Source organism: Colwellia sp. KS18-150 (genome assembly GCF_057551365.1).
The window spans coordinates 79,247-92,541 of record NZ_BAAJMC010000012.1 but is presented as its reverse complement, the minus strand read 5'-3'; the positions used below and the strand labels follow the sequence as shown (position 1 = coordinate 92,541).

Genomic DNA, 13,295 nt, shown 5'->3' with positions numbered 1-13,295 from the left:
TTAACAACCTAATTGCTCTGTTATTTTATTGGCTGTTTCTTTAACTGATTGAATTAAAATGTTTTTAGTTTCTTTATCGCCGAGTGTTGAAGTCAGTGATGAAACAGCAAGTACTGCGACAACAGCTCCTTGTGGTTGACCAATAATCGCAGCGCAGTCAGTAACACCATCAGTTAATAGACTTTTTCTAAAGCAATGACCGTTAGATAAGATATCTTGCAGGGCACTCTCTAATTGCTCTTTTTCTTTTGAGCTCATACTTTGGTAGCTTGCATCACGTTCATAAATCAATTGCTTTACCGACTCATTACTGTTTGCTAGCAATACACGACCAGAAGTAGTTTCTACGGTTGGAAATAGGGTTCCTTCAGCTATTGAAAGAGAAACAGGAGCATGACTTTTGGCGTGAACGATGACCATCACCTTACTTTGGTACAAAATACTTAAGTGTGCGGCGTGTCCTGAATGAGCAGAAAAATCTTCCATAATAGGAATAGCTGTTTGTCTTAGCTGATCTACAGGCGATATTTTTCTTGATAGGCTATATAACTTTAATGATACAGTGTACTTGCCAGACACTTCATCGCGTATTAAATAACCTCTCCCTTCTAAGCCAATAAGAACACGATAAATTTCATTTGCAGAACGATTTATACCTTGAGCTATTTCTGTTTGCGATAAAGGAATCGCTTTTGAAGCTAGGTATTCTAATATATCTAAGCCTTTATCTAGTGCGGGCACTGCATATTTATTCGTTTTTTCGCTACTCATTTTATTCCTATTAAAACTTCTGCTAACAAGCTGAAAACTATATTTTTTTTGGTTCTTTACATTAAGGCGAGTGATTCTGTGTTGAGAATTAAAACATAGGTTGACACAAGTTAAAATGCATTTTTATTTAAATCTAATATTTACCTAGGAATGATGGTTTCGTTTTATTATGACAATGGTTAAAAATATAGAGAAACGTGATGTCATAGTCATGACTTTATACCCATGGCAGCTAACGCCTAGCTGTTTGAGGAAACCGAAATTCCATAAAAAGGCTTATTTATTCACACAATATACTTTGAGCTACTCTGTGGTATTAAAATATCAATAAAGTTTTAAGATTTAGTAACTCATTTTAAACTAGACATTACAAAAGCATAATGATTACTTGGGTTAGTGCTTGAAAATGTTTTTCATACACTTGTAGCGGAAATTATTTTTCTAATCGTCTTACCAATATGTGCAATAAACAAGCACATCAATAAGCAGAAATTTATAAAGGTATTTATCAATAGTGATAAAAAACTATAGCGATGAAGGCCACGATTAGGGGAAGAATATAAATGTTTACTAACAAAAAGAGTAAAGTAGCAGTAGCTGTAATCGGTATTTTAAGCACAATGATTGCACCACATACATTTGCAGAAGACACTAATGATATAAAAAAACAAGAAAAAGAAAATATAGAAGTAATTACCGTTTCAGGTATTCGCGGTAGCCTAAAAAAGTCTATGAATGACAAACGCTTTGCTACTGAAATTATGGACAGCATTTCAGCAGAAGATATTGGCCAATTACCCGATGAAAATATAGCAGAAGCGTTGCAGCGTGTTACAGGCATACAAATGTCACGTGGTGCTAATGGTGAAGGTACTACTGTTCAAATTCGTGGTTTGTCAGACAATAACGTTGAAATAAATGGTCAGACTACAGCAGGTACAAGCGCAGACCGTAGCGTCAATTTTGCTGATATTCCTTCAGAGCTATTCTCAGGTATTGAAGTATTAAAAGCGCCAACAGCAGACCGTATTGAAGGCTCATTGGGCGGTACGGTTAATTTAAAAACTCGCCGCCCCTTAAATATTCAAGAAGATTATGTCGCAACAGTAACTGCTAAAGCAAAATATTCTGAAGTATCAGGTGAAACAACGCCAGACTTTAACGTGTTTTTAGGTAAAAACTGGCGTGATACGGCTATCGGCGACTTTGGTGTTATTGTTAACGGTGGTCGTAAAGAAACAATTTCACAAACCGATGCGTTTGGTGGTGGTGACTGGGATGATGCTCCGGGAGCTTGGTATAGAGTTGATGGTAGCAAAACATCAGGTGCACCATTTAATTCTGGTCCTTGGGTTTATGATGATAATATTGATTTAAATAATGATGGTGTTTCAGATAATAAAGATATCTTTTATGTGCCTAATGGCTTAAGAACTTACTCTCGTTATGATGAAATTGTAAAAGACTCTTTAAACCTTACTTTAAACTGGCAACCTACTGAAAATATTGATCTGTTTTTAGATTATACCAAAACAGAGTCAGAAGAATACTCTAGTGGTTCTCAAATCAATATTGCTACTAATGCCTGGCGCGCTGTTCCTTTATTACTCGGTGACAATCAATTTGATAGCATTGGTCATAGAGCCGGCCTAGTTGATGGTGATGGTGTGCTTGATACTTCGCTAGCGGGTGAAAACTATTATTTAGCAAGCGGCTTACTTGGTGGTGCTAATCTTCGTACTGGCGGCGCACCTTCACAGAAAGACACATTGCGTGAAGCAGATAAAATAACCTTTGGTGGTGATTACATTGTTAATGACAATCTTGTTGTCTCTGCTGAAGTTAGTACTTCAGAAGGCTCTAGTACTACTAAGCAAGCACAGTTAAACATGGGGTATGATTGGAATAATGATTCACAATTAAATGGTAAAGACTGGGCGGGTATTGTTGATTATGATTGGAATAGTGCCAGTTTAGTTGATTACACTTTTTATGAAGCACCATTCTATGCAGGTGCTGGTCCAATAACCCCTGATGAGTTATTGGCCATTGATCCAACAAATATGGCTTATGACCGTTTAAGTTACTTCCAGATGCAGCGTAATGCGGATGATACATACTCAAGTGATGATTCTGCTAAATTTGATATCGACTATGAATTTGATGATGGTTTTATCACGCAAATTAAAGTAGGTGCGCGTTATGCAAAACGTAGTTTTGAGCGTATGTCATATATCAACTCAAACCAAAAAAATACTATTGTCGGTGATGATGGTGTTTATGAGAAAATTGATATTCAAGATATTAAAGTACACCCTGAAGCTAACTCAACGCCTGAATTAGCGCAAGTAGCTACTGATTTACAGCAATGTTTTGGCAATACCTCTATTGAATTAGATGGTGTTAGTGGTAACTTCCCTCGTACTTGGTCAAATACTGAGAATTGTGGCAGTGACTTCTTTACCAGTTATTTTAATATGCATGATATTCGTGCATTTAATCCAACTAAAGGGGCCGGTTACTATGAAAATACAGGTATGCGATATGACGTTGAAGAAGAAACAGCAGCGTTTTACCTAAGAGCTGATTATTTTACTGAAATTGCTGGAATGGAGTTATTTGGTAATCTAGGTGTTCGTTATGTTGAAACCGATACCTTATCTTCAGGTTATTTAAATAGTGTGCCAGGCTCAGAAACAGCTTATGAGTGGGTTGAATTTGACGGTAATTACAGTGACTTCTTACCAAGTTTAAATGCAAACTTAGCGCTTAATGAAGAAATGGTGTTACGTTTTGCCGCCTATAAAGCGTTATCTCGCCCAGGTTTGTCGGCAATAGCACCCAGTGTGAACATTAAGTACAACGATGAGCTAGAAGGTTATGCGGGTAATGGCTCTATGGGTAATCCAGACTTGGATCCTATTCGTGCAACTAATCTTGATTTATCTTATGAATGGTATTACTCAGAAGACAGCATGTTCTCAATCGCTGCATTTTATAAAGATATTGACTCTACCATTGCTAATTCTCCAGAATTACAAGATGTTGAAATCAATGGTGAGTTATTTAAAGTGCTACAACAGGCTAATCTACCAGGTACTAAAATTAAAGGGCTTGAGCTTGCTGTGCAACATGGTTTTACCAATTTACCTGGCATATTAGCGAGTACTGGTGTTGGCGCAAACTATACATACACTCAAGAAGACAGTGAGTTGGTCGATCAAGAGGGCGAAGAGATTAAACGTAGAGGGCTATCAGAGCATAGCTATAACTTTGCTGCCTTTTATGATGATGGTGATTTAAGCATACGTTTAGCTTATAACTGGCGTGATGATTTTGTAAGACGCACTAATGTTACTTTAGGTTGGAATAGTCCTAACTTCTTACCTGAAATAGAGGCGGCACGTGGTCAATTAGATTTAACCGCTAACTATCAGTTAACTGATAACTTAAAGATTAACTTCTCAGCTGCCAATTTGAATGATTCAGAAACTAAACGTTACTTAAAGTATGAAGAATTACACAGTTACTTGGCTAAAGCGGGTACTCGTTATAACTTAGGTATGGTTTATCGTTTTTAGTAAATCCATCGCGCCGCTGTTGATTACGTTGACATCAGCCAAATAGCCTATTTAATCGAGTACCTTAGGGTACTCGATTTTTTTGTGTTTAGATTTTTCTTTAATGGGGCATCCCATTACTTTTAGTGTATAGCTATAAAAGAGATGTCAGTGTAGAGATAATTCTGAGTTTACAAAACATAATTTAGTTTTATCGAGTCATCCCAAGTTAAATTTTCCCTATTAACTAATATTGAATATACTCAATATCATACATGGTATATAAGGTGGCTTAACGAATGCTTATAGAAAACCCTTTAGACTTTATTAATAATTCAAATATTGGAATCCATACGGTTTCACCTGATGGCATAATTCAATATGCTAATGAGCATGAATTAAATATATTAGGCTACTCTGAGGAAGAATATGTCGGTCATCATGTATCTGAGTTTCAATTTGACAAATCATGTTTAGATCAAATGATGAACAAACTGGCGAAATTCGAATCCTTTTCAAACTTCCCAGCTATGGTTTACGGCAAACACAAAATAATATATATACTATATAATTCAAGTGTCTATGAAAACCAAGGTGAATTTATTCACACTCGTTGTTTCGGTAATGTAATATCAGAAAATGTGTATCATGCTTGTAAAATTGAATATAAAAGATTACTTGCCAATAGCATGGGGTAGTCTGTTATTTCTCTTTTGATATTAAACATCTCTTGGGAGACCTATATGTTGATATCAAGCAAAGGTCTCAAAATGAAAAATACGTGTCAGCGATGATAAGTTAGTGTTTAACAGAGAAGTGAAATTTTGTTACTTCTAAATACTTTTCTTCGGGTAATAATATGGTATTGGGAAAGTTTTTGTGATTAGGTGAATCAGGAAAGTGTTGGGGCTCAATTGCTAAGGCGGAACGATGCTCCATTAACTTGCCTTTTTTACCTATCACGGTGCCATTCATAAAATTACTCGAATAGACTTGTATACCGGGTTGAGTAGTTAAAATAGATAATTTACGACCTGTTTCTTCTTCAAAAAGAGTCGCTTGTTGGCGCATTTTTCCATTATATTCATTCAGCACCCAGTTGTGGTCATAACCACCATATTTTTGATCTTGGCCACCAGCAAGTTTAAGTTGCGGATGTGCTGTACGAATATCTTTCGATATAGCTTTCATTTTTCTAAAGTCAAAAGGCGTTTTGTTAACGCTTAAGAGTCTCCCTGTGGCTATTAAATAGGGCTCCACTTCGGTTATATAATCGGCATTTATCTGTAATTTGTGATTTTCAATAGTACCTCGTCCGTCACCATTAAGATTAAAATACAAATGGGGAATGATATTGACAGGCGTTGCTTTATTGGTAGTAGCAGAATAAGAAATAATAAACTCGTTATCATTAGTTAATTCAAACTTAGCAGTAATTATTGCCTCTCCCGGATAACCTTGTTCACCATCTGCTGAGATATAAGTAAATACAACGGTATTATCAAAACGGCTAACTTGCCATAATTTTTTGTTATAGCCAACGCTACCACCATGATTATGGTTGATTTTGTTTTCACCGCCGTTATTAGTGGTAAGTTGATAAGCTTTGTTAGCATAACTATAACGACCATGTTTAATACGGTTAGCAAATCGTCCAACGGTTGCACCGTTATAACAGCAATCATTAACGTATTGCTCTGCAGTGTCGTAGCCAAGTATTACATCACTGAGATTACCATTTTTATCCGGCACTTCGATGGCTTGAACATAAGCGCCAAAATTAGTTAACCTAACTTTCATGCCATTGATGTTGGTAAGTTGAAACAACCAAATTGGCTGATTATTATAGTCTCCCCAGTGTTGCTTAGTGATCTCTGGCCAATGTGGGAGAGAAGGGGACTCTTTTGCTTGAGTTCCCCTGCTTATGTGAATTAGAAATAAATAAAAGGTAGCCGTAAGTAGTAACTTTATTGCGAATGTTTTCATCGCCGAGTTTAACTTTTTAATGACAGAATTATTTTCTGGTCCGTCACTTTTTTATGTTCAATATTAAAACTCTTATCTAAGATTAACAGCAGACCATCAATATCGCCGGCTTTGAACATTCCCGTGACTTTAATCGCTTTAAGTTCATTATCATCAGCTAATTTTAAAGAGATATCTGTATAACGACTTATTTCTTCAATTGTGTCAGCAAGAGAGTCTCCCCTGAAAATTAAGTTACCTTTTTGCCATGATAATTTGGATGTTAATTCATCCAAGTCAGCTGATTTTAACGTACTTTTATCTGTAGATAATGAAGTGTTTAAAATGATGACTTCACCTTTAACTACTGAAATAGCCTTACTAGTAATAGTTTTCACTTCTAGCGAGCTAGTATCATAATCAACAAGTACTTTTCCATCGGTCACAATGAGTTCCACTAAATCTGCATTAACCTGAACATTAAACGCTGTGCCAACGGCCTGAATAATTTTGCCTGCAGCCACAACTTGAAGAGGGCGAGATTTGTTATGCGCAACTTCAATGTGTAGTTCACCTTGTAGAAGTTCAATGACTCGAGCGTGCTGGTTATAATTTATATTAACAACACTATTAGTATTTAAAATTAAAACGCTTGTGTCAGGTAAGTGAATTGTATTTCTTTCGCCAACACTTGTTTTATATTGAGTTACTAAGGATGCGTATTGAGTTTCGCTATTTAATGGTGATTGATTTGTTTGCAAGAAAAACACACTCACTAAAAGCAAAAGAGAAGCTGCGATAGCCATCACTTTGTGAGAGAACTGTTTGTTTTTAACTTCTGATTTAGGAAATATATCAGACAAACGATGTAGTTCATCTAACTTATCCCACATTTGTGCTACTTCAAGCATCACTTTCATATTTTCTGTGGATTCATGCAACCAACGCTGAAAATTTTCCGTTTCTTGGCTTGATAGTTGTCGGTCTATTTTTGCAATCCAGTCACTAGCCTGATCTAAAACAAGGTCATCTTGCTGAGTTTGTTGGTTAATATGGTGTATATTATTCATACTCACCTCCAAGTCCATTTTTTGAATTATTCATAGTTGATTCGTTTATCTTATTTCTATTACGTTTGAACTGCATGCATTTTTTTGTGCCTGCAGAGATATGTTTTTCTACTGTGCTTTCACTTAACGAAAGTTCTTGAGCTATTTCTTTTTGTGAATAGCCATATACTTTCTTTAAGACAAATACCTTTCTACATTGAACGGGGAGCAATCGTATCGCCTCACAAAGTTCAGAAAATTCGTCACTGGCAACTTGCTCTTTAAACAGTGTATCTGTACTTGCATCTGAAATTATACGTTCAAATTCACTCCAATCATCAACACCATCAACCAGTTTTACATAGGCTTGTTTTTGATAATCTAACGCTAAGTTTTTAGCGGTGGTGAAAATAAAAGATTTATGTGAGGTAATAGCTTGAGGGTTTTTAACCTGACAAAGTCTAACGTAAGTTTCTTGTACTATATCTTCTATTTCACTTGGCGGAGCAATACGCGCAACGACACGACGTAAACTTTCTCTTGAGGCCAAATATACTTGGTGAAACATACCGTCTCCAGTCATCAGTAAACCTAATTAGTATAGAATGTATTTAATCAATTTTTTTTTGCTTACTTATATGACGATTGAAAGAAAAAAATCCGCCAGTGATGGTGAAAAAAAAGATAATTATTGAATAATGATAAGTGTTCTGGCTATTATGTTTTTTTTTCTCTTCATAGAATATAGGCTTATTCTTACCAAATTGATGCTTAATTTTAACTATACTTTAGTTGGGCTTGGTCAAAAAGTGCAGGTGTATTTTAGTGTTATCGTTTAAAGCGATTTCAATCGTTAGAGCTGTATTTTTTAAGCTAATGAAATCACTTTTGTGTAAAGCTTTTGCTTATTCACATAAAAGTATTTTGCCATTATTAGTCATAATTATGGTGCCTTCTGCTATTAGTTATGCAAATAGTCATCAAAGCTTAATAAATTTCAGTATTGAAAAGCAAAGCGCTGACAAGTCAATTATCATTTTTGCGGAACAAGCAGATATCACTTTACTGTTTCCGCATAGCGATCTTGAAAATATAACAACGAATAAGGTTTCTGGCTGGTATCAGGTTTCTCAAGGTCTGGCAGTTTTACTTGCAAGAACAGGTTTAATTGCTGAAATTGATGATAGTGGACAATTTTCTATCGTCATAGACGATGAGTATGTTCACAAGCAAGAAGCGTTAAAGTTAGCTCGAGAAAAAACAGAAAACAATTCAAATAATATCAGTACTGATTCTTCTGTGATTAAGATCACCAAAAAGAGTTTAGAAGTTAAAGCCAAAGATGAAATAGAAATTATAACGGTTTCTGGAGTCAGAGGCAGCATTGTGCAGTCACTCAATAGCAAACGATTTTCTACCGAAATTAAAGAAACTATTTCAGCTGAGGACATTGGACAATTACCCGATGAAAATATCGCTGAAGCGCTACAAAGAGTCAGCGGTATTCAAATGTCTAGAGCAGCGGATGGTGAGGGAACTTCCATACAAATTCGTGGTATCTCTGACAATAACGTCGAAATTAATGGCCAAACCGCATCAGGCTCATCCGCAAACCGAAGTATTAATTTTCAAGATATTCCCTCTGAATTATTCTCAAGTGTTGAAGTGCTAAAGGTTGCTGCGGCAGATAATATTGAGGGCTCTCTGGGTGGAACTATTAATTTAAAAACTCGTCGGCCATTAAATATTCAAGAAGATCAAATCGGTTCAATTACCGCGAAAGTTAAATATCAGCAATTAAGCGATGAAAAATCACCTGATGTTAACGGTTTTTTGGCAAAGAATTTTAGAGATACAGACATTGGTGATATCGGTTTTGTTTTTAATTTCGCGCGCAAAGAAGTGATCAGCCAAACCGATGTTTATGGTGGTGGTGATTGGTACGATGCCCCAGCTCAGTGGTTTCGCCGTAGCGGTGGACAAGTACCTGCAGGGAATTCCACCAATAACCAGTTTTTATCACCTGGGCCATTTCAGTACTCAAATGGTGTTGATGGTAATGGTAACTTTGCTTACGGCATTGATGTTAATGGTGATGGTTTGGTTAATAACCAAGACAGTTATTACACTTCAGGGGGCATTAGAACAAATTCCCGTTATGTTGAATCACAGCGAGACTCTTTAAATTTCACTATGCAATGGCAACCCAACAGTGCATTAAACTTGTATCTTGATTACTCAAAAGCTAACAGTGATGAAAGCCTATATGGCTCACAAATGAGTTTAGCCTTCAATGCCGCACGTTCATTTCCTGTAGATGAGGGTATGGTCCCTAAAATAACAACTATCGACAATGGTAGTTACATGCTTGAAAGTGCTTTAATTGGTGCCACTAGCGTTAGGATGGGCGGGACGCCGTCTGTCAGAAATACACTGCGAAAATCTGAAAAAATAACTGTCGGCATCGATTATCAATTTAGTGAGCAATTATTAGTTGAATCATCTTTTAGTACCTCCAGTGGTTCAAGTCAAGGCAACCAAGCGCAGTTAAATATGGGCTATGATTGGGACGAAAATGGAGAGTTCTCTGGCTCGGACTGGGCCGGACTTATCGCTTATGATTTTGGCAAGGGTATTTTGCCTGATGCTACATTTTATCAGTCACCAGCGCATACCATCCATGGCGAAGCGCCAACGAATTTTGACGAACTGGTGGGGTTAGACCCCTCGAGTATATCGTATGAAAAGCTAAGCTATTTTCAAATGCAAAGAAATGCTGATGATACGGGAAATGATGATTCAGCTTTTAAATTCGACCTTACATACGATGTAGAAGGGGATTTTTTCAGTGCTATAAAAGTGGGTGCTAGGATAGCTTCACGGACTTACCACCATGCCGCTTACATTAATCCGAATCAAAAGAATGAAATTGCTATTGATGGCTTATTGCAAACTATTGATATACAAGATGTTCATGTTAACCCTCAGTCGAATGAGGATGTACAAAATATCCAGATTGCTAATGATTTATTACCGTGTTTTTCCTCTGATAGTATTGATGTTGGTGACAGTAATTTACCTAATCATTGGAGCAGCACACGTTGTGGTAGCAACTTCTTCACTGACTATTTTGCTATGCATGATATTAGGGCAATTAATCCATCGTCAGGCTCAGGTTATTATGAAAATGAAGGCTCCCGATATGATGTCACTGAGGACACTCGCGCCTTGTATCTTAAACTCGATTTTTTTACCTATTTAAATGATATGCCATTATTTGGTAATGTTGGTGTTCGTTATGTAGAAACTGACACAGAGTCTTCTGGCTACCTACGAAATGAACAAATAGACGCCGAAAAAGTTAGTTTTTCATGGTTGACCTTATCAGGTGAGTATCAAAACACTCTGCCGTCAATCAATCTTAATTTGGGCTTGAATGATGAAGTGATTGTTCGATTTGCCGCTTATGAAGCCATCTCTCGACCGAGCTTAAATAATATATCTCCTGGAATTGACATTAAATTTAGCCAAGAGCTTGAAGGCTATGCTGGAACGGCCAGCATGGGTAACCCAAATTTGCAGCCAATTCTAAGCCAGAATATTGATCTTTCTTATGAGTGGTACTACGCAAACGACAGTATATTTTCCACGGCTTTGTTTTATAAAGATCTTGCTTCAGTTATTTTTGTTGATGCCGCTGAAAAAAGTACTGTAGAAATAGGAGGGCGTTCATTTTTAGCCACCCAACCTCAAAACTATGCCGGTACGTCGATTCAAGGGCTTGAATTTAATCTTCAGCATGCTTTTTCACACCTTTCTGGCTTATTTTCTCATACCGGTTTAGGTATTAATTATACTTATACCGATGAAAATTCTAATAATTATGATGAGGAAGGGGATACTATTGGCCGGGTAGGTTTATCCGAGCATAGCTATAATTTACTCACTTATTATGATGATGGTACTTTCAGTATTCGTTTAGCTTATAATTGGCGTGATGATTTTGTACGAAGAGCAAGTGTTGCCTTAGGTTATAATCGCCCAGAAACGCTACCTGAAATTGAGAAAGCTCGCGGTCAATTAGACTTGACTGCGAACTATGCAATTACCGATAACTTTAAAGTTAATTTCTCCGCTGTTAATCTTAATGAGTCCAAAACAGAGCGTTATATCAAATATGAACAACTCACTAATTATGTTGCTTTCTCTGGCACTAAATATAATGTTGGTGTGATATATAGGTTTTGATAAGAGAGTAATATACTTTCAACGATAGGTACTTTGACGCTATTTAACCTATATCCATGTTAGTTAAACTACTTTTTGTTTACTTTCTTATAAGGGTTGAGCTTTTGCAACGTAAATTCAGGGTGTTCACTTCGGCTATTGTTGAGCATTACTAACATCTTCTCTACTAGGTTTGGCTCTTCACTAGCTACATTGATTGATTCGCTTATATCCTTGTCCAAATTGTATAATTCTACAGATTTATTTTTAAACTTTACCAACTTCCAATGTTGATATCTAATCGCTTGAATAGGCCCTTGATTTTCATTAAATTCCCAATAAAGGTAGTTGTGTTGCAACTGTTGTTGCCCTTTACCTAATAGGACCGGCAGAAATGAAATTCCGTCTGTTTTTGGACAACCCTTGGCAGTACTAATTTGACAAAAGGTTGGCATAAAATCCCAAAATGCTGATAGGTGATCTGATTCACTGTTTTTTTGAATAACATTTGGCCATTTTGCAATCATAGGGACACGAATACCTCCCTCATAAAGGTCTCTTTTCTTTCCTCTGAGTGGACCATTACTGTTGAAAAAGTTATCGTCATACTCATGACCGTTATCACTGGTAAATATGATCAGTGTATTCTCGTCAATTCCTTGCTGTTTTAGAGTGGCTAACAGTTTTCCAATATCTTTGTCCATTCTAGAAATCATGCCCGCATACGTGGTATTACCTTCAGCGTCATTCTTATAATGACCATTTTGATTCATCATTCGCTTAGGCCAACCTAATGATTGGTATTGTTTTTTAGAGTCTTCTGGCACCGTGAGTGCTAAATGGGGAATCGTGTAGGCAAGGTACAAAAAGAACGGGGTTTTGGGTTGTTGCCTGTTAACAAACTCAATAGCTTTTTCGGTAAATAAGTCATGGGTATAGACACCGGAATTGGTCAAGTGATCATTTTTATCCAGCAAGTAAGGTTGGTTATTTTCGAACAATCTATGCCAATAATAATAATGTGCCTCAAGATGTGTTTTTACACCAAAAAAATAGTCAAACCCCTGAGCTAGTGGCATAGATTCATGATCGTTTTCAGTTGCTTCTGATAAGCCCCATTTACCTATAGCCGCGGTTCTGTATCCCTGATTTTTAAGCATCTTTCCTAAGGTGTTATCTTGAGTAGATAAATCTACTGGTTTTCCGCTATTGGTCCATTTAGGGTTTCCACGAATCGGACTATGGCCTGAGTGCAGCCCAGTCAAAAGGCTTGCTCTTGACGGCCCACATACTGTAGAGCCTGCATAGTGTTGGGTAAACCGCATGCCATCTTTTGCCAGCTTGTCTATATTTGGCGTGTGTATTTTTAGTTGTCCGTAGGCGCCAATATCACCATAACCGAGATCGTCAGCCATGATAAAGATAATATTAGGCTTGCTGGTATCATTTTTATTGAGAGGTTGACCTGTCTGTTTTGCTAATATTAGTGGCTGCCAGCCAGCCAGAAAAAAAAATAACACTAAAGATGAAAACATTCGAGTTAACTTCATACGACTACCTTATTTGTGAAAATATTCAATCTTGAATAGATGCTACTGTTGAAATAGCTGTTAAGGTTGAGACGAATGACGATGAATAATCCGCCACTTTACTCATTTGATATAGAGTACGTAAGTTGAAAAAACGCTAGGGTCTTTATCGAAGGACTTTGTTGCTAAAGGAA

Annotated in this window: 8 protein-coding genes; 3 read left to right on the top strand and 5 right to left on the bottom strand. The window is 36.8% G+C overall.

Translation table 11 applies throughout. The features are described from left to right. Positions 1-771: an IclR family transcriptional regulator gene (locus AC27IF_RS14090; RefSeq protein ID WP_487054976.1), complete on the bottom strand. Its 771-nt coding sequence runs from the start codon at positions 769-771 to the stop codon at positions 1-3. Between the two features lie 563 nt (positions 772-1,334). On the opposite strand from AC27IF_RS14090, the gene AC27IF_RS14085 reads away from it, so the two are divergent. Beyond that, positions 1,335-4,352, top strand: a complete 3,018-nt coding sequence (locus AC27IF_RS14085) for a TonB-dependent receptor (protein WP_487054975.1) — start codon at positions 1,335-1,337, stop codon at positions 4,350-4,352. A 278-nt stretch (positions 4,353-4,630) separates the two neighbouring features. Then, positions 4,631-5,029: a PAS domain-containing protein gene (locus tag AC27IF_RS14080; RefSeq protein WP_487054974.1), complete on the top strand. Its 399-nt coding sequence runs from the start codon at positions 4,631-4,633 to the stop codon at positions 5,027-5,029. Positions 5,030-5,129: 100 nt separating this feature from the next. Here AC27IF_RS14080 and AC27IF_RS14075 read toward each other — a convergent pair whose 3' ends face one another. Genes AC27IF_RS14075 through AC27IF_RS14065 form a run of 3 tightly spaced genes read right to left on the bottom strand, consistent with a single transcriptional unit; the run spans position 5,130 to position 7,928 of the window. Further along, complete coding sequence (locus AC27IF_RS14075) at positions 5,130-6,317, bottom strand: aldose epimerase family protein (RefSeq protein WP_487054973.1); 1,188 nt, start codon at positions 6,315-6,317, stop codon at positions 5,130-5,132. Between the two features lie 8 nt (positions 6,318-6,325). Beyond that, the gene (locus AC27IF_RS14070) at positions 6,326-7,366 is read right to left on the bottom strand and encodes a FecR family protein (RefSeq protein ID WP_487054972.1); all 1,041 of its coding nucleotides are present in this window, start codon (positions 7,364-7,366) and stop codon (positions 6,326-6,328) included. Further along, the gene (locus tag AC27IF_RS14065) at positions 7,359-7,928 is read right to left on the bottom strand and encodes an RNA polymerase sigma factor (protein ID WP_487054971.1); all 570 of its coding nucleotides are present in this window, start codon (positions 7,926-7,928) and stop codon (positions 7,359-7,361) included. Before AC27IF_RS14065 ends, AC27IF_RS14070 begins: the two co-directional genes overlap by 8 nt. A gap of 293 nt (positions 7,929-8,221) precedes the next feature. Between AC27IF_RS14065 and AC27IF_RS14060 the strand changes: the two genes are divergently transcribed. After that, the gene (locus AC27IF_RS14060) at positions 8,222-11,593 is read left to right on the top strand and encodes a TonB-dependent receptor (RefSeq protein ID WP_487054970.1); all 3,372 of its coding nucleotides are present in this window, start codon (positions 8,222-8,224) and stop codon (positions 11,591-11,593) included. A gap of 68 nt (positions 11,594-11,661) precedes the next feature. Here AC27IF_RS14060 and AC27IF_RS14055 read toward each other — a convergent pair whose 3' ends face one another. Next, positions 11,662-13,122, bottom strand: coding sequence for an arylsulfatase (locus tag AC27IF_RS14055; protein ID WP_487054969.1), 1,461 nt, complete (start codon positions 13,120-13,122; stop codon positions 11,662-11,664). Between the last annotated feature and the right edge of the window lie 173 nt (positions 13,123-13,295).